Consider the following 17693-nt stretch of genomic DNA (forward strand, 5'->3'; position numbering starts at 1 on the left):
GGCTTCAGCCGCGACCGCTTTCCCTGTGTGGAAGGGGTCTGAGCCCCGATCCGGCGTGGCAGTCGGGGCTGAAGCCCCTCCCACAGTCCGGAGCAGAACGTGCGGTACGGAGGCCGGTCCGCTGCGCCGATGCGGATCGGCACGCGACGCTTCCACGTCGCCTTTCGTCTCGCCCGCGTGCGATTCGAAGCTGCCGCATTGCGGGTCGCGGCTGAAGCCGCTCCTACAGGGGGCTGGCCGCTGCGTGTCTCGAGGCGGATCGACGACCGCGTTCGTGTGGGAGGGGCTTCAGCCCCGACGCGGCGGCAGTCGGGGCTGAAGCCCCTCCCACAGCTCGTCGATCGTTGCGTCATTCCTCATCCGCCGCTCCGGGCTGTGTGCCTCGCGGATCGCGGCTGAAGCCGCTCCTACAGGGTGGTGAGCTGTGCCTTCGCGCGCCTCTCCTTATCCGGCGCTCGCCGTTCCCCGTTCCCCGTTCCCCGTTCCCCGTTCCCCGTTCCCCGTTCCCTGCTCGCTGCTCGCTGCTCCCTTCCCGCCCCCTCACCGCCCCACCCTCACCACCCGTCCCGCCGCGCCGTCGGTCACCAGCCATAGGGCGCCGTCGGGGGCCTGAGCGATGGTGCGGATGCGGGCGTCGAGCTCGGCGAAGAGGACCTCCTCCTCGAGCACCTCGCCGTGCACGTCGAGGCGGATGCGGCGCACGCTGCGGCCGACCAGGGCGGGCACGAACAGGTCACCGCGCCATTCCGGGAACATCTCGCCGTCGTAGTGCAGCAGGCCGGCCGGTGCGATCGCCGGCGTCCACACGTAGCGCGGATCGACCAGGCCCGGCAGCGAGGTGAACGGGGAGACGCGCACCCAGGCGTAGTCGAGCCCGCGGGTGGCGAGCGGCCAGCCGTAGTTGGCGCCCGGCTCGATGCGGTTGAGCTCGTCACCGCCGCGCGGGCCGTGCTCGCTGGCGTAGAGCACGCCCTCGACCAGCGCCAGCCCCTGCACGTTGCGATGCCCGAGCGTGTACACCTCGGGCGCGGCATCGGCGCGGGCAACGAAGGGATTGCCGGGCGGGACCGTGCCGTCGCCAGCGATCCGCAGCAGCTTGCCCAGGTGCGAGCGCGGATCCTGCGCCGCCTCGCGCCGGTCCGAGCCTTCGCCGGTGGCGACCACCAGGCTGCCGTCGGCGAGCACGACCATGCGCCCGCCGTTGTGCACGGCCCCGCGCTTGCGCGGCCGCGACTCGAACAGGGTGCGCACGTCCTCCAGGCGGGTGCCGACCAGGCGGCCGCGCAGCACGCAGGTCGCGTTCGCATCGCGGTCGCCGCGGGTGAGCGTGAGATAGACGACGCCGTTGCGGGCGAAGCCGGGATCGATCGCCACGTCGAGCAGGCCGGCCTCGCCCTCGACGTAGATGTCCCGCGGCAGGCCGGCGACCGGCTCCGCAAGCAGCCTGCCGTGCACGACCAGGCGCAGCCGGCCGCTACGCTCGGTGAGCAGGGCGCGGCCGTCCGGCAGGAAGACCAGCGCCCAGGGATGCGCGAGTCCGCGCAGCACGGTGCGCAGGCGGTACTCGGCGCTCGGCTGCGCCGCGGCCGGCGCCGCCAGACACGCCATGCACAGCGCCAGCACGAGGATCCGCAGCGACATCGTCGTCATCCGGAACGTCCGCCATGCCGAGCCTGCCGCGGAACGGGGCATCGCGCCAGCGCCTGCGCGCGGTGGTGCCGCGGCGGCGCACGCTGGGTGCATGGCTGCTCGCCACCGCCGCCGCCGCCCTGCTCGGCAGCGTCGTGCAGACCCAGGTCAACCTGCAGGACATCGAACGGCTCGGCGTGGCGGTGCCGTGGCGCGTGCGGTTGGCGACGACGGCCTGGGACCTGGTCGCGTTCCCGCGCGCATGGGCGCCGATGCTGCTGGTGGCGTTCGCCGTCGCCTTCCCGCCGGCGCTGCGCCTGTCGCGCGACGTGCCGCGGGCCCGCATGCCGCTGCTGGCCATCGCCGCGGCGACGGGCGCGGTGGTCGCGGTGAAGCTGGTCGACGCCCTCGCGCCGATGCCGACCCTCATCGCCGCGACCCGGCACTGGCCCGGCCTGCTGCTCCTGGCCGCGAGCGCCGGGATCGGCGGCCTCGTCTTCGCGCGCCTGCGCCGCCCGCGCTGAGGCCGTGTGCGCGGTTTCTATGGATGCTCCGCGGCCGGCACGCGCCCGCGCCCCGCGCGCACGTTGCGCCGGTAGACCAGCTGCCCGGTGATGGCGACGCACAGGATGGCGATGTTGCTGAAGAGGAAGACCCAGTTGTCCAGCAGCCAGCTGTAGACGATGAAGCCGCAGCTCGCCGCGACCTGCCCCACGAACAGCCACGACGACAGCCCCGCCCCGGTGCGGTCGCGGTACTGCACCCAGACCTGGCGGCCGAGCGTGGCGAGGAGGATGGCGGTGGCGAGCCAGCCGATGGGGTCGGGGGACATGGTGGTGGTGGTGGTAAGGCGGGAAGCGGGAATGGGGAATCGGGAATAGGGGCTTGGGCTTGGGCTTGGGCTTGGGCTTGGGCTTGGGCTTGGGACTCGGGACTCGGGACTCGGGACTCGGGACTCGGGGAAAGGGGAACGGGGAACGGGGAACGGGGAACGGGGAACGGGGAACGGGGAACGGGGAACGGGGAGCGGGGAGCGGGGAGCGGATGAGGTTGGGAGACTGCGGGGTGGTGCATCAGTGGGGTGTGGATGCGCCGGGCGGCGGTGGCCTGGGTTGCGGTCGTGCGCGGTGCCGTAGGAGCGGCTTCAGCCGCGATGCTCTTGTGTGGGAGGGGCTTCAGCCCCGACCGGGCGTTGGGTCGGGGCTGAAGCCCCTCCCACAGGTCGCCGACCGTCGCGCAGATCCTGTCCTCACCGGGCGCTGGCGGGCAGTTGCTCGCCGGTCGCGGCTGAAGCCGCTCCTACAGGGGCGGTGGCCCGCGTGCGGTCGTGCGCGGTGTCGTGGGGGCGGTGGCCTACGTTGCGGTCGCGTGCGGCGTCGTAGGAGCGGCTTCAGCCGCGATGCTCTTGTGTGGGAGGGGCTTCAGCCCCGACCGGACGTTGGGTCGGGGCTGAAGCCCCTCCCACAGTTCGCCGACCGTCCCGCAGATCCTCGTCCTCACCGGGCGCTGCCGGGCGGTGGTTCGCCGGTCGCGGCTGAAGCCGCTCCTACAGGGGTGGGCTGCGTGGCGGCCGTGCGCCGCTCCCTATCCGGCGCTTGCCGCCCCCCGGTTCCCTATTCCCTATTCCCCGCTCCCTGTTCCCGCTCCCTGTTCCACGTTCCCCGCTCCCTGTTCCCTGTTCCCCGTTCCCTGTTCCGACGCCCCGCGCCCCGCGCCCCGAGCCAGCGCCGGGCCCTACTCCCCATCCCCCGTTCCCGCTCCGCCACCACGCCTCAACCCCTCCAGGATCTTCCGCCCGGCGCGGCCGTTTTCCTCGAAGCCGAGGCGCTTCTGTTCCTCGGCGATGGCGCGGCGGGTCTTCGTGCCGATCATGCCGTCGACCTCACCGATGTCGTGGCCGCGGGCGAGGAGGAGGTGTTGCAGTTCGCGGCGTTCGGCGCGGGAGATGCCGGGGTCGTCGGTGGGCCAGGGGGTGGCGATGCCGGGCGCGCCGCGCAGGCGGTCGGACAGCAGGGCGATCGCGAGTGCGTAGCTCTCGGCGGCGTTGTAGGAGTAGATCGCGTCGTAGTTGCGGAACACGAGGAAGGCCGGGCCGTCGGGACCGGCCGGGGCGACCAGGCCGGCCTGCGCGTCGGCGCCGAGCGCGCCCTGCGCCAGCGCCGAACCGTCGACGCGGGTCAGCCCGCGCTGCGCCCAGGTCGCCAGCGACGACTTCGGCTTGCGGCCGTAGCCGGTGGTCGAGAAGCCGTCCGGCAGGCGCACCTCGAAGCCCCACGGTTCGCCGCTGCGCCAGCCCGAGGTCTCGAGGTAGTTCGCGGTCGAGGCGAGCGCGTCGGCGACGCTGCCGACCAGGTCGCGGCGGCCGTCGCCGTCGAAGTCGACCGCGATCCGGGTGTAGGTCGAGGGCATGAACTGGGTGTGGCCGAACGCGCCGGCCCAGGAGCCGGTGATGCCCGGATCGCGCAGGTCGCCGGCCTGCAGCAGGCCGAGGGTGGCGAACAGCTCGCCGCGGAAGAACGACTGCCGCCGGCCCTCGCAGGCCAGCGTCGACAGCGACTGCAGCAGCGGACGGCTGCCGAACACGCGCCCGTAGTTGCTCTCCACGCCCCACACCGCGACCACGGTCGCGGGATCGACGCCGTAGCGCGCGGCGACGCGGTCGAGCACCTCGCGGTGCTCGGCGAGCATGGCGCGGCCGTCGGCGACGCGCTCCTCGTCGACCAGGCCGGCGAGGTAGTCCCAGATCGGCGTGGTGAACTCCGGCTGCGCGTCGAGGAGCTCGAGCACGCTGCGGTCGGGGGTGACGCCGGCCATGAAGCGGTCGAACCCGGCGCGGCCGATGCCCTTGGCCGCCGCTTCGCCGCGCAGGGTCGACAGGCACTGTTGGAAGGCGGGGTCCGGCGTCGGCGCGGGATCGGGCGCCTGCGCGGCGGCGGTGCCGGCGACAAGGAACGGGATCAGGAACGGCGTGCGGGGCAGCGGCATGGCGTCGGCGGGTCGGGGAGCGGAGCCGCGCACCTTCGCGCAGGCCGCGTGAGCTGCGACTGAGCGCGGCCTTGACCCGGCGCAGGCGCGGCGGCCCGCAGCATGGCGCTCCGCTTCCTGCGTGGCGACCCTGCCGTGTCCGACGACGACCTCCTCGACTGCCTGATCATCGGCGCCGGCCCGGCCGGGCTCACCGCCGCGACCTACCTCGCCCGCTTCCGACGCCGCATCGCCCTGGTCAGCGCCGGCGAGAGTCGCGCGCACTGGATCCCGGTCAGCCACAACTGCCCCGGGTTCCCGTTCGGCGTCTCCGGCACCGACCTGCTCGCCAAGCTCGCCCGCCAGGCCGCGGAGTACGGCGTGGCGCCCGTCGAGGCGCGCATCGATGCGCTCGCACGCGACGGCGACGGCTTCCTCGCCTGCAGCGGCGAACGGCGCTGGCGCGCGCGCAGCGTGCTGGTCGCCACCGGCGTGGTCGACCGCATGCCCGACATCGAGGGCCTGGACGAGGGCATCGCCGCCGGCGCGATCCGCATCTGCGCGGTGTGCGACGCCTACGAGGCGCGCGACCACCGCATCGGCGTGTACGGGCCGCCGGCGACGGTGATCGGCCATGCCTGCTTCCTGCGCACCTTCTCGCGCCAGGTGACGGTGGTGCTGTCCGAGGCCGGCCGCCTGACCGCCGAGGCCATCGCCCGCGCCGCGGCGCTGGGCGTGCGCGTGCTGCCGCCGCCGGAGGCGCTGACCCTGGTGCGCGACGCCGCCGGCGCGGTCGTCGCCTGCCGCGTCGACGGCGAGGCCGGTGCGCACGAGTTCGACGCGCTGTATCCGGTCCTCGGCGCGGATGCGAAGGCCGGGCTCGCGCAGGCGCTCGGCGCCGAGGTCGACGCCGCCGGCGAACTGGTGGTCGATGCGCACCTGCAGACCTCGCTGCCGAACCTCTACGCCGCGGGCGACGTGGTCAGCGCGCTGAACCAGATCAGCGTCGCCGTCGGCCACGCGGCGATCGCCGCGACCGCCATCCACAACCGCCTGCCGGGCAATGCGCTGCCCGGTGCCCCGGGCGCGGACGGCGGCGCGACGGCGCTCCGGTAGCATGCGCGGTCGATCCCCCAGGAGCGCCGCATGTCGTTCGAAGGCACCGCCCGCTACGTCGCCACGCCCGAGCTGCGGCTCGCCGTCGACGCCGCCATCGCCCTGCAGCGCCCGCTGCTGATCAAGGGCGAGCCGGGCACCGGCAAGACCCTGCTCGCCGAGGAGGTCGCCGCCGCGCTCGATGCGCCGCTGATCACCTGGCACGTGAAGTCGACCACGCGCGCGCAGCAGGGCCTGTACGAGTACGACGCGGTGAGCCGCCTGCGCGACTCCCAGCTCGGCGATCCGCGGGTGCAGGACGTCGCCAACTACATCCGCCCCGGCAAGCTGTGGGAAGCCTTCGTCAGCGAGCGCCGCGCGGTGCTGCTGATCGACGAGATCGACAAGGCCGACCTCGAGTTCCCGAACGACCTGCTGCACGAGCTCGACCGCATGGCCTTCGACGTCTACGAGACCGGGCAGACCGTCCGCGCGGCGCAGCGGCCGATCATCCTCATCACCAGCAACAACGAGAAGGAGCTGCCCGACGCCTTCCTGCGCCGCTGCTTCTTCCACTACATCGCCTTCCCCGACGCCGACACGCTGAAGGCGATCGTCGACGTGCATTTCCCCGACATCGACCAGGCCCTGGTGCGGCGCGCGCTGGAGGCCTTCTTCGAGCTGCGCGAGGTGCCGGGCCTGAAGAAGAAGCCCAGCACCTCCGAACTGATCGACTGGCTGCGCCTGCTGATGGCCGACCGCCTCTCCGCCGAGGCCCTGGCCGACAAGGACCCCGCCCGCGCCCTGCCGCCGCTGGCCGGCGCGCTGATCAAGAACGAGCAGGACCAGCATCTGCTGGAGCGGCTGGCGTTCCTGCATCGGGGCAAGAGGTGAGGCGGGAAGCGGGAATGGGGAACGGGGACCTGCAGGCCCGCGTGCGCCCGTGTCCGCACTCCGCCCGTACACGGAAGCACTGAAGCCAGCTGCCTGGCCGCCTCTCCATTCCCCATTCCCCATTCCCCATTCCCGCCTCTCCAACCCCCATGTTCCTCTCCCTCTTCCACGCCCTCCGCGCCGAACGCGTACCGGTCACGCCGCGCGAGTGGCTGGACCTGCTCGCCGCGCTCGACGCCGGTGTCGCCTTCGCCGAGCCGGAGGCGCTGTATGCGCTGGCGCGGACGGTGCTGGTCAAGGACGAGCGGCACTACGACCGCTTCGACCGCGCCTTCGGCCGCTACATGAAGCGCGTGGCCGAGCATGCCGACGAGATCGGGACGATCCCGGAGGACTGGCTGCGGCAGACCCTGCGCCGCGAGCTCAGCGACGAGGAGAAGGCGAAGGTCCAGGCGCTCGGCGGGCTGGACGAACTGATGAAGGCCTTCCGCGAGCGCCTCGCCGAGCAGCACGAACGGCATGCCGGCGGCAGCAAATGGATCGGCACCGGCGGCAGCAGCCCGTTCGGCGCCGGCGGCTGGCATCCGGAGGGCATCCGCGTCGGCCCGCAGGGGGGCGGCCGCAGCGCGGTGAAGGTCTGGGACCAGCGCCAGTTCGCCGGCCTCGACGGCGATGCAGAACTCTCGCCGCGCAACCTCAAGATGGCCCTGCGCCGGCTGCGCCGCTTCGCGCGCGAGGGCGCGGCCGAGGAATTCGACCTCGACGGCACCGTCGAGGCCACCGCGCGCGAGGGCGGCATGCTCGACATCCGCATGCGCCCCGAGCGCCACAACGCGGTCAGCGTGCTGCTGTTGCTGGACATCGGCGGCTCGATGGACGACCACGTGCACGCCGCCGAGGCGCTGTTCGGCGCGGCGCGGTCGGAATTCAAGCGCCTGGAGCACTTCTACTTCCACAACTTCGTCTACGGCTTCGTGTGGCGCGACGACCGCCGCGTCGACGCCAACCGCATCGACACCTTCGAACTGCTGCGCCGCTACCACCCGGAGCACAAGGTGATCTTCGTCGGCGACGCAGCGATGAGCCCCTACGAGATCAGCCACGCCGGCGGCAGCGGCGAATACTGGAACGAGGAGGCCGGCGCGACCTGGTTCGGGCGCATCCGCGGGCACTTCCGCAAGGTCGCCTGGATCAACCCCGTCCCGCGCGGGCACTGGCACTACACCAAGTCGACCGACATGGTGCGGCAGCTGGTGGACGATCACATGTACCCGCTGACGCCCGATGGCCTCGCCGGGGCGATGCGGTTCCTGGCGAGATAGGGACGCGCGGCGCGCCAGCGCCGCTCAGCTCGCCGGGAACAGCACCGGCTTGGCCTCGCGCATGAAGATGCGCACCGTCACCGGACCCACGCCCTTGAAGCGGCGCAGGCGGCGCTCGAAATCCGCACGCCCGTCGGAGGCCTCGTAGAGGCCGTGGATGCTGCCGCCGTACTCGTCGATGAGCAGCCGGCACAGTTCGGACAGGCGGTTGGCGGTGGATTCGTCGTAGCGCACGTAGCCACCCTCGCCGAGGATCCTCACCAGCTCGGCGTGGCTGCAGTTGCACAGCTTCTGCGGGGTATCGCGGCCGTGCTTCTCGACCAGCACGTGCCAGGTCTCGGCGGCGATCTTCTGCCCGATGCGCTTGCCGAACAGGAAGCTGGCGACGAACCAGCGGAACAGGCTGGCCTCGTCCCCCTTGCGGACATGGATGCCGAGGTCCGCCGCGGAGATCTTGCCGGCCATGGCGACCTTCCCGAACGATAGGACGGCCAGCCTGCGCCGCAGCCCGTCGACAGCGCGCCACGCCGACGCCAACCGGAGGTGAATTCACGGACGCGCCGCGGGTCAGCCGCGGACAGCGTCCGGGCGGCGGCACGCGCGTCAGTAGCGCTCGAAGCCGATGAAGCCGCGCAGGGTGTCGGTGATTTCCTTGATGAAGGAGCGCGAGCCGGAGCGGTCGACCACCACGATGTCGTCGCCGTAGATCAGCGGGTCGGCGACCGCGCCGCTGCGGATGCCCTCCAGGTCGAACAGCGCCGCCTTCTTCTCGCCGCCGATGGTGCGGAACACCACTACGGCGCCGGGGTCGGCGAGCTCGTCCAGGCCCTCGGACATGGCGATCGCCTGCAGCAGCGTGGTCTGCCCGGTCAGCGGGTAGATCCCGGGCTTGTTGACGGCGCCTTCCACGGTCACCCGCTGGCTGGTGAACTCCTCGACGAAGACGGTCACCTGCGGGTTCTGCAGGTAGGCCTCCTCGAGCTTGCGGCCGATCTCGGCCTCCAGCTCCAGCACCGTGCGGCCGCCGGCCTGCACCGTTCCGATCAGCGGCAGGGTCACCATGCCGCTGGAATTGACCCGCACCGAGCGCTGCATGTCGGGGACCTGGAACACGCTGATCCTGATCAGGTCCAGCGGCCCGATCCGGTAGTCGGAGACGCCGGTGTAGGCACCGCTGTCGGCGATGCTGTCGGGCGGGCGGAAGCTCGACTCCCCGCCGGACGCCACCGGCCGCATCCCTCCCCCGCCCGCGGACGAGGCGCAGCCACCCAGGGTGGCCAGCGCCAGCAGGGCGAGGAGGGCGAAGAGGATGCGTCGGTACATGGCTGTGCTCGGGGGAGGGAGACGGGTCGGGGCGAGGGCGCCCGCCGGCCATGCCTTCGGCATCGCCGGCGGCTCCTGCGTACGATGGCCCGCCGATGCTACGTCCGATGGTGTCGCCGCGCGTTCACGTGGCGCGCGTCGCCCGCCGTGGCGTCGCTCAGGCGAGGGCGTCCTCCGGCCGCGCCCGCTCGGGCAGCTTCAGCCGGCGGCCGTCGTCGTCGTACTCGATCAGCAGGGTGCCGGAGTCGTGGCGGCCGCTGATCTCGACGAAGCAGGCGCCGCCGATGAAGGGCTCGAGCGTCATCACCGACTTCAGCGGCGTGGCCACGATCATCTGGAAGCCGAAGTTCTCGAAGATGGTCATCGCCAGCGCGGTGAACTCGTTGTCGGCCTTGTCGAAGGCCTCGTCGAGGACCACCGCGGCGTAGCGCGGCAGCCCGCCGTCCTCGCCGCCGAGCTGGTAACGCAGCGCCGCGGCCAGGCAGGTGGTCGCGAGCTTCTGCCGCTGGCCGCCGGACTTGCCGGCACCGCTGCGGTAGACCTCGACCTGGGCATGCGTCTGCGCGTCGATCTCGACGCCGTGGAACTCCACGTGCAGGCGCACGTCGAGCACCTGCTCGCGCCAGCGCCGCGCCTCGGGCGCGTCGTCGCCGAGCCGCGCGACCAGCGCGCGCAGCACCGCGAACTGCGCCTCGGCGAGCGTGCGGTCCTCGGTCAGGTGGTGGGCCAGCACCTCGCGCAGCTGCTGCTGGAACTCCAGCACCTCGGGCAGGCGCCGGTCCGACAGCTCGATGCTGAGCACGGTGCCGCGGTTGAAGGCGACCTGCTCCAGGCTGGCGTTGACCTCGTCCAGGCGCTGGCCGATCGCCTTGCGCGCCTCGCCGAGATGGCGCTGCAGCACGGTCAGGTTCTGCCGGCTCTGGGTCTGCAGCAGCTCGAAGAAGCGCGTCTCGTGGCGCGGCAGGCCGTCGACCTCGAGCCGGCGCAGGCGCGCGAGGTAGTCGTCGGCGGCGGCGAGGTCGGCGGTGAAGTCGCCGGCGTCCTCCGGCCAGCGCCGGCGGAACTCGGCGAACGCGGCCTGGATCCGCTGCGCCAGGCGGTTGTCCTCCTGCGCGCGCGCGCCGATCTCCGCCATCAGGGTGCGGTCGATCTCGCGGAAGCGGCCCTCGATGTTGGCCAGCGTCAGCGGCAGCGCGGTGAGGTCGCCCAGCCGCGCGGCGAGACCTTCGTCCTGCAGCGGCGTCGGGGCCACCGTCGCCGCGGCCGCGCACTTCGCGTGCTGCGCCTCCGCGTCGGCCCGCTCGCGGGCCAGCGCCGCACGCTCGCCCTTGGCCTCGACCAGCGCCTGGCGCGCCCGGTCGCGCGCGGTGCGCTCGGCCTCGATGCGCGCGCCCAGCGCCTGCAGGGTCGCGTCGCCGTCCTTCAGCGCCTGCAGCTGGGCGCCGATGTCGGCGATGCGCTGCAGGCGCGGGGCGACGTCGATGTCGTCCCAGGCCAGGTCGGCGAGCGTCTGCGCGGCGCGCAGGCGCAGCAGGTCGCGCTGGCGCTCGGCGCCGATCGCCGCGACCTCCTCCTCGCAGGCGGCGATGCGCCGCCCCAGCTCACGCGCCTCCTTCTCGAACAGCGCGCGCTTGTCGCGATTGTCGAAGCCCAGCACCCAGCGGCTACGGTCGCCGATGGCGTGGCGGTCGTCCTTCTCGTAGCGGCTGCCGCCGTGCCTGACCTGGCCCTCGCGGGTGAGGCCGCGGTCGACCTGCGCGAGCGCCCGCGCCGAGGCCACGCAGGCGTAGTCGAAGCGCCGCGCGAGTTCCGCGGCCAGCCAGTCGCGATGCGGATGCGCGGCCAGCTCGAGCTTGTGCACCAGCGAGTCGGCGCCGACCCGGCGCGCCATCAGCGCGTCGTCGCGACCGACCCGGTGGTAGACCAGGCGCATGCCGAGATGGGTCTCGTCGACCCAGCGCGCGACCGCGGCGTGGTGGCGCTCGTCGACCAGCAGCGCCAGCGCGAAGCCGTGCAGCACGCGCTCGGCGGCGCCGCGCCACTTCGCGTCCTCCTCGCGCAGCTGCATCAGTTCGCCGGCGAACGGCAGGGCCTGCGGCTGCAGGCCGAGCGCCTCGCACAGGCGCGCGCGCAGGGCCTGCAGCCTCGACGGGATGTTGGACGGCGACTGCTCCAGCGCCGCGATCTCCGCGCGCAGCTCGGCGAAGCGGCGCTCGTCGTCGCGCCTGGCGATGCGGCGATCGGCGATGCGCTCGTCGAGGGTCTCGGTGCGTGCGCGCGCCGTCTCCAGCAGCGTGCGCGCCTGCGCGGCGGTGTCGGCGAAGGACTGCGCGCTGCCGGGCAGCGTCCAGTCGAGTTCGGCGCAGGCGTCCTCGGCCCTGCGCCGCCGCGCCAGGCGCGCGTCGCGCTCGCCCTCGACCCGCGCCAGCTCCTGCTCCAGGCGCACGACCTGGCCGCCGCCCTGTTCGAGGTGCTGGCGTTCGAGGTCGGCCAGCAGCGCCTCGTGGTTGCCGAGCGTGGCCGCGCGCTGCGCTTCCTCGCCGGCGAGGCCGGCCTCGCGGGTGCCGAGTTCGCCGAGGCGCGCGTCGAGCAGGGCCAGCCGCCGCCGCTCGCGGACCGCATCGATGCCGGTGCGCAGCTCGACCAGCTCGCCGCTCGCGCGCCGCAGCGCCAGCAGGGCCTGGTGCGCCTCGCGCGCGGGCGCGAGCACCTCGACCTGCTCGCGCGCGGTGACCACCGCGCGGTGCGCGGCGTCGAGCTCGGCGAAGTCGGCGACCAGGCGCCCGGCCGCGGCGAAGGACTCCGGCTCCTCCAGCATGAAGCTGCGCAGGAAGTGGTTGAGGTCGCCGAGGTTCTTGGCCGACTGCGTCTTGTGCAGCAGCTTCAGCGCCATCTCGCTGCCGATGCCGAGCATGCGGCGGAAGCGCTCGGCGTAGCCGGCGAAGTTCTCGAAGTGGTGCACGTCCTCGCCGAGCCGGGCCTTCAGCCGGCGCAGGTCGAGGTCGAAGCCGGCCAGTTCCGCGGCGATGTCGAAGCGGCGCTCGACCACCATGTAGTGGCGGCGCACGTCGGCGGTCGCGGTACCGGCGCCGGCGATCCAGAACAGCCGCACCAGGCTGACCGTGCGTCCGAGCGCGTTGGCGTACTCGAGCACCAGCGCGGTCCAGGTCGCGCCGCGGCGCAGGTACTGGGTGGCGATCTCGCCGGACTCGGCGTCGGTCCGGTCGGCCCAGGCGCCGCGGACGTAGGAGACGAGGTTGCGGTCGCGCCCGCTGCGCTCGGCCTCGCGCGCGGCGGCGTTGAAGTCGACCAGCGCCGGCGGCACCAGCAGCGCCGACATCGCATCCAGCAGGGTCGACTTGCCGGAGCCGGAGCGGCCCACGAACAGGAAGCCGCGCTCGGCGACCGGCACCGTGTGCAGGCCGCCGAAGGTGCCCCAGTTGTGCACCTGCAGCCGGCGCATGCGGAACTGCTCGGCGCGCGGGTCGGGCAGGTCGTCGAGGAACAGCGCCTCCACCGGCGCAGCGGGCGTGCGGGTTCGCTTCATGCGGAGGGATCGGCGTCGGAGTCGGAGGATTCGGCGGCGGCGGTGCCGGCCTCGCGCAGCGCACGGTAGACGCCGGCCAGCGCCTGCACGTCCTCGGCGGGGAACAGCAGCTTCAGCGCGGGCGAGACCTCGTAGCGGTCCTCGCTGCCGCGCAGCCGGGTGAGCACGTGGCTCTCCCTCATCTTGACGATGGCCGCGCCGATGCGGCGCTCGAAGCCGGCGCGGTCGGTGGAGAGGTTCTTCTCGTACACGCCCATCGCCTCGACCAGCCCGGCCTCGGCGACCACCGCGCGCAGGCCCTGCGCGTCGGCCTCGGCGAGCTGCTGGCGCAGGTGCAGCAGCAGCACCGAGTCGAGGAAGGTCAGCGGCGCGGTGCGCAGCAGGGTCGGGGTGTCGAGTTCGCCGGTGTCGGCCTGGCGGGTGAAGGCCACGCCCATGTCGCGGTCGATCACCAGCTCCAGGAACAGCTCCGACAGACGCGCACGCAGTGCGTCCTCGTGGCCCAGCAGGGCCGGCCACAGCTGCGCATGGCGCTGCGCGTCGATGCTGGGGCCCGCCAGCAGCTGGCACAGGGCGCGGCGGGCGTCGAGGGCGAGGTCGCCGCGGTCGCCGGGAAACAGCGCGTGCGCGCCGGCCGCGGCCGGCGCCTGCGCCGCGGGCGCATGCAGCGCCGGGTCCTCGAGCTCAGACCAGTTCATGTCGTTTCTCCCGGGTGAACCACAGCAGGGGAATGCGCGCCTGCCGCCGCGTGCCGTCGGCGCCGGACCAGGCCACCGTCTCGCTGCCCTCGCCGGCGACCTCGCCGTGGCGCACGCCGAGCGAGAGGAAGCCGATCACGCTGCCCAGGCCCTGCGTCGCCGGCCGTGCGGCGAGCACCTCGCCGATCGACAGCCGCGGGCGCTCGCCCAGCAGCGCGTGCACGTCGGCCCTGAGCGTGCGGAAGTCGATCTCGGAGGCGGCGACGAGGTCGCCGACGCTGTCGAGCGAGATCGACGCGGCCGCGGCGGCGACGACGCTGCCGTCGACCTCGCCGCTGCGCGGATCGTGCAGCCGCCACTGCGCAAGCGAGCGCAGGCGGCTGGTCGTGAGCCCGAGCGTGTACCCGGTCTGCCGCGTCGGCGCGATGGCGTCGCGCAGCTGCAGGGCCTCGGCCTGGGCCTGGCGCAGCAGCTGGTTGAGGCGGCGCTGCTCGAGCCAGCCGCGGTGCTGCACGAAGCCGCGCAGGCTGCGCGCGAACTGCTGCAGCACGTCGTGCACGTGGCCGCCGCGCTCCAGCATCAGCCGGGTGAAGCCGCGCAGGAAGCCGCGCTCCTCGCGGCTCAGCCGCCGCGCGAAGCCGCGCGCGAGCACCGCGTCGAGGGCGGCATCGAGCCGGGCGCTGCGCTCGGGGTCGTTGAGCAGGGTCCAGAACGCGTTGAAGCTGCGTCCGGCGTCGCTCTCGGCGATGACGTCGACGCCGGCGAACAGCCGCTCCAGCACGTCGCCGCGCTCGCCCTCGTCGTCGATGATGCGTTCGCGGAACTCGCGGTTGAGGCGCTCGAAGTCGTCGCGCACGCGGCGGAAGTCCTCGGTCAGCTCCTCGGCCAGGGCGATCACCTGGCGCGCGCGCTCGATCGCGCGCTTGCCGTCGAGCGCCGCCGAGCGGCCCTCGTCCGCCTGCGCGATCGCCGCCTCGATGCGGTCGCGCTCGGCGTACAGCGCGGCCAGCCGCGCCGCCGGGTCGGTCTCGGTCTGCGCGGCGAGCTGCACCAGCTCGTCGATCACCAGCGACAGGCGGCTTTCGGTCGCCGCCGCACGCGGCGCGTCCAGGCCGGCGACGAAGCGCAGTGCCTGCGCGGCCTGGGTCGAAAGCTCGTACTCCTCCTCGGCCGCACCCTCGGGCAGGCGTCGCTCGAGCAGGCCCTGCGCCAGCCAGTCGGCGGTGTAGGCCTGCGCGGTGCGCGCGAGCTCGCGCGGCAGGTTGGAGGCGGCCAGGGAGTCGAGCTCGTGCTGCAGGCGCTCGTGCAGCACCGAGGCCGGCAGCCGGCGTTCGTGCTCGAACAGCAGGGTCTGCAGCAGGCCGAGGATCTCCGGCGCGTGGTCGGCGGCGAGCAGGCGCCACAGCGGCTGTTCGCGCAGGCGGCGGTAGGTCGCGATGCGGGCGTGGGACTTCAAGCGGGACGGGGCTTCGCGACGGGAGGACGCCGGGCGGCGCCGGCGAACGGCCGCACAGTGTACGGGTGACGCCGCGGCCCGGCAGCGGCCGGATTTTGCGTCGGGCCTTTCCCCTCACCGGAAGGTTCGGACTGGGAACGCTGCTCGCGAAGCCGGGACAGCAACCGCTGCGGCTGCGCCGCGCCCCCTCTCCCCAGCCCTCCCCCGCGAGGGGGGAGGGAGCAAAGCATGCGTCGTGGCATCCATGTCGGCGCACACGCCCGTGCGCTTCTGCCCCTTCCCCCCTTGCGGGGGAAGGCTGGGATGGGGGGAGCGCGAAGCGCGCTTGCCCGCCCCGGGAGGCGAAAGCACGGGACTGCGCCGCGCCCCCTCTCCCCGGCCCTCCCCCGCGAGGGGGGAGGGAGCGGAGCATGCTTCGTGGCATCCATGTCGGCGCCACACGCTCTTGCGCTTCTGCCCCTTCCCCCCTTGCGGGGGAAGGCCGGGATGGGGGGAGCGCGAAGCGCGCTTGCCCGCCCGGGAGGCACAAGCACGCGGCTGCGCCGCGCCCCTCTCCCCGGCCCGCCCCCGCGAGGGGGGAGGGAGCAGAGCATGCGTCGTGGCATCCATGTCGCCGCACACGCCCGTGCGCTTCTGCCCCTTTCCCCCTTGCGGGGAAAGGCCGGGATGGGGGGAGCGCGAAGCGCGCTTGCCCGCCCGGGAGGCACAAGCACGCGGCTGCGCCGCGCCCCCTCTCCCTGGCGCTTCCCGCGGGGGGAGGAGCGGAACGTGCTTCGTCAGGTCCGTCGCATCGAGGCCACGGCGGATCGCCGGCGCCGGGACCTCACGCCGCGCGCAGCACCAGCTTGCCGCGCACGTGGTCGTTCTCCAGGTGGCGCTGGGCGTCGGCGGCCTCGTCGAGGACGTAGGTGCGCTCCACCACCACGCGCACGCGGCCGTCGTCGATCATGCGGGCGATCCCGGCGAGCTGGTCGGCGTCGGGGTGCGCCATGTAGTGGGCGGTGCGGGCGTTGTGCCGGCGCGCCTGCCCGGCGTCCGGCTCGGACAGCGTGGAGACGAGGCGGCCACCCTCGCGCCGGAGCACCTGCCAGGAGCGGTCCTGCGTCTCGCCGGCGACCAGGTCGAACACCAGGTCGACGTCGCCCACCTCGTCCTCGAACCGATGGGCCCGGTAGTCGATCGGCTCGTGGGCGCCGAGGTCGCGGACGAAGTCGATGTCGTCGGCCGACACGGTGGTGATCACGTGCGCGCCGCAGGCGGTGGCGAACTGGATGGCGAGGTGGCCGACGCCGCCGGAGCCGCCGTGGATCAGCACGCGCTCGCCCTTCTTCAGCCCGCCGTGGTCGAACAGGCCCCGCCAGGCGGTGAGCGCGGCCAGCGGCACCGCCGCGGCGGCATCGTGGTCGAGCGAGGCGGGCTTGCGCGCGCACTCGCTGGTCTTGACCACCACGTGCTGCGCATACGCGCCGCGGTCCATGCCGACCATGGCGTAGACCGCGTCGCCCTGCGCCAGCGAGTGCAGGCCATCGCCGCGCGCCTCGACCACGCCCGACAGGTCGCGACCCAGGGTGACCGGCAGCCTGTCCTCGGGCAGGTAGCCGCCGCCGCGGATCTTGTAGTCGACCGGGTTGACGCTGGCGGCGTGCACGCGCACCAGGAGTTCGTCCGCGGCCAGCTCCGGCAGGGTCACGTCCTCGAACTGCAGCACCTCGGGTCCGCCGAAGCGATGGATGCGGATGGCCTTGGTCGTGCTCATGGAAGCTCCTCGGAGTGACGCGCGGGGAGCTCCGGGTTCTACGCCGCGCGCCATGAAGCCGGTGCAGCGCCGGCGTCGACGGCCCGCGAAGCCGGGCTCAGGCGGCGCCGAGGCCGCTGGCCGGTGCCTGCGCGGCGGGCACGGGCGCCGCCGCCGGCGCCGCGCCGACGAGGAAGCCGAGCGCCTCGGCGCCGGGCGCGTCGACCTTGAGCGCGAGCAGCTCGTCGGCGCGGGTGCGGCCGAGGTTGACCGCCGCCACCGGCAGCCCGGCCTGCGCCGCCGCACGCACGAAGCGGAAGCCCGAGAACACCATCAGCGAGCTGCCCACCACCAGCACCGCGTCGGCGCGGCCGAGGTGGGCGAAGGCGTCCGCCACGCGCGACTTCGGCACGCTCTCGCCGAAGAACACCACGTCCGGCTTGAGCACGCCGCCGCAGTGCGCGCAGGCGGGCACCTCGAAGGCGTCGAAGTCCATGCCTTCCAACAGCGCATCGCCGTCCGGCGCCTGGCCCGCGTCGAGCAGGACCCAGTGCGGGTTGCGGTGCGCGAGCTCGTCCTGGAAGGCGACGCGCGGCATCCGCGCCTCGCAGCCCATGCAACGCACCACGTCGAGACGGCCGTGCAGGTCGGTGACGCGCACGCTGCCCGCGGCCTGGTGCAGGCGGTCGACGTTCTGGGTGACCAGCAGCTCGACCTGGCCCGCCGCCTCCAGCCGCGAGAGGGCATGGTGCACCGCGTTGGGCCGCGCCGCGGCGAAGCGCGGCCAGCCGACCAGGCTGCGCGCCCAGTAGCGGCGCCGCACCGCCGCATCGCCCATGAACGCCTGGAAGGTGACGGGATTGCCGCGCTTCCACACGCCGTCCGGGTCGCGGTAATCGGGAATGCCCGACCCGGTGCTGCAGCCGGCGCCGGTCAGCACGAACAGGCGGCGGTGGCGGGCGACGAAGGCTTCGAGGGCGGCGTGGGGCATGGCGTGCGCGATCCGGACGTGGTGCACCTTCTGTGGGAG

Annotated in this window: 13 protein-coding genes and 1 pseudogene; 4 read left to right on the forward strand and 10 right to left on the reverse strand. The window is 73.6% G+C overall.

Going from position 1 to position 17693, the window contains the following annotated elements; all coding sequences use genetic code 11:
- Window positions 1-540: 540 nt before the first annotated feature.
- Window positions 541-1641, reverse strand: coding sequence for a PQQ-dependent sugar dehydrogenase (locus KB893_RS13135; RefSeq protein ID WP_213173791.1), 1101 nt, complete (start codon window positions 1639-1641; stop codon window positions 541-543).
- 23 nt (window positions 1642-1664) lie between these two features.
- On the opposite strand from KB893_RS13135, the gene KB893_RS13140 reads away from it, so the two are divergent.
- Window positions 1665-2153 carry a hypothetical protein gene (locus tag KB893_RS13140; RefSeq protein WP_211927911.1) on the forward strand — a complete coding sequence of 163 codons (489 nt, stop codon included), beginning with the start codon at window positions 1665-1667 and terminating at the stop codon, window positions 2151-2153.
- A gap of 17 nt (window positions 2154-2170) precedes the next feature.
- On the opposite strand, the gene KB893_RS13145 is transcribed toward KB893_RS13140, so the two are convergent.
- Together KB893_RS13145 and KB893_RS13150 are read right to left on the reverse strand one after the other, a co-directional pair.
- Window positions 2171-2461, reverse strand: coding sequence for a hypothetical protein (locus KB893_RS13145; RefSeq protein WP_211927910.1), 291 nt, complete (start codon window positions 2459-2461; stop codon window positions 2171-2173).
- A 902-nt stretch (window positions 2462-3363) separates the two neighbouring features.
- A complete protein-coding gene (locus KB893_RS13150; RefSeq protein WP_211925057.1) occupies window positions 3364-4614 on the reverse strand; it encodes a lytic murein transglycosylase in 1251 nt (416 codons plus the stop codon).
- Between the two features lie 102 nt (window positions 4615-4716).
- On the opposite strand from KB893_RS13150, the gene KB893_RS13155 reads away from it, so the two are divergent.
- The 3 genes from KB893_RS13155 to KB893_RS13165 all read left to right on the forward strand — a co-directional run bounded on the left by KB893_RS13155 (window position 4717) and on the right by KB893_RS13165 (window position 7904).
- The gene (locus KB893_RS13155) at window positions 4717-5709 is read left to right on the forward strand and encodes an NAD(P)/FAD-dependent oxidoreductase (protein WP_211925058.1); all 993 of its coding nucleotides are present in this window, start codon (window positions 4717-4719) and stop codon (window positions 5707-5709) included.
- 30 nt (window positions 5710-5739) lie between these two features.
- Complete coding sequence (locus KB893_RS13160; RefSeq protein ID WP_211925059.1) at window positions 5740-6582, forward strand: AAA family ATPase; 843 nt, start codon at window positions 5740-5742, stop codon at window positions 6580-6582.
- 149 nt (window positions 6583-6731) lie between these two features.
- Entirely contained in the window at window positions 6732-7904 is a 1173-nt protein-coding gene (locus KB893_RS13165) for a vWA domain-containing protein (RefSeq protein WP_211925060.1), read from the forward strand.
- Between the two features lie 24 nt (window positions 7905-7928).
- On the opposite strand, the gene KB893_RS13170 is transcribed toward KB893_RS13165, so the two are convergent.
- The 7 genes and pseudogenes from KB893_RS13170 to KB893_RS13200 all read right to left on the reverse strand — a co-directional run bounded on the left by KB893_RS13170 (window position 7929) and on the right by KB893_RS13200 (window position 17654).
- Window positions 7929-8369: an HhH-GDP family DNA glycosylase gene (locus KB893_RS13170; RefSeq protein WP_211925061.1), complete on the reverse strand. Its 441-nt coding sequence runs from the start codon at window positions 8367-8369 to the stop codon at window positions 7929-7931.
- Window positions 8370-8507: 138 nt separating this feature from the next.
- The gene (locus tag KB893_RS13175) at window positions 8508-9227 is read right to left on the reverse strand and encodes a polysaccharide biosynthesis/export family protein (RefSeq protein WP_211925062.1); all 720 of its coding nucleotides are present in this window, start codon (window positions 9225-9227) and stop codon (window positions 8508-8510) included.
- Between the two features lie 146 nt (window positions 9228-9373).
- Window positions 9374-12774 (reverse strand): annotated as a pseudogene (locus KB893_RS13180) (ATP-binding protein); the annotation flags it as partial.
- On the reverse strand, window positions 12771-13472 hold the full coding sequence (locus KB893_RS13185; protein WP_211925064.1) for a DUF4194 domain-containing protein: 702 nt from the start codon (window positions 13470-13472) through the stop codon (window positions 12771-12773). The pseudogene KB893_RS13180 and the gene KB893_RS13185, both read right to left, overlap by 4 nt.
- Entirely contained in the window at window positions 13459-14928 is a 1470-nt protein-coding gene (locus KB893_RS13190; protein WP_211925065.1) for a DUF3375 domain-containing protein, read from the reverse strand. Before KB893_RS13190 ends, KB893_RS13185 begins: the two co-directional genes overlap by 14 nt.
- Before the next feature lie 823 nt (window positions 14929-15751).
- Entirely contained in the window at window positions 15752-16684 is a 933-nt protein-coding gene (locus KB893_RS13195) for an NADP-dependent oxidoreductase (RefSeq protein WP_211925066.1), read from the reverse strand.
- A 97-nt stretch (window positions 16685-16781) separates the two neighbouring features.
- The gene (locus KB893_RS13200) at window positions 16782-17654 is read right to left on the reverse strand and encodes an NAD-dependent protein deacetylase (RefSeq protein WP_211925067.1); all 873 of its coding nucleotides are present in this window, start codon (window positions 17652-17654) and stop codon (window positions 16782-16784) included.
- Between the last annotated feature and the right edge of the window lie 39 nt (window positions 17655-17693).

Origin of the sequence: Coralloluteibacterium stylophorae (assembly GCF_018122625.2) — a bacterium.
Classification (GTDB): Bacteria; Pseudomonadota; Gammaproteobacteria; order Xanthomonadales; family Xanthomonadaceae; genus Coralloluteibacterium; species Coralloluteibacterium stylophorae.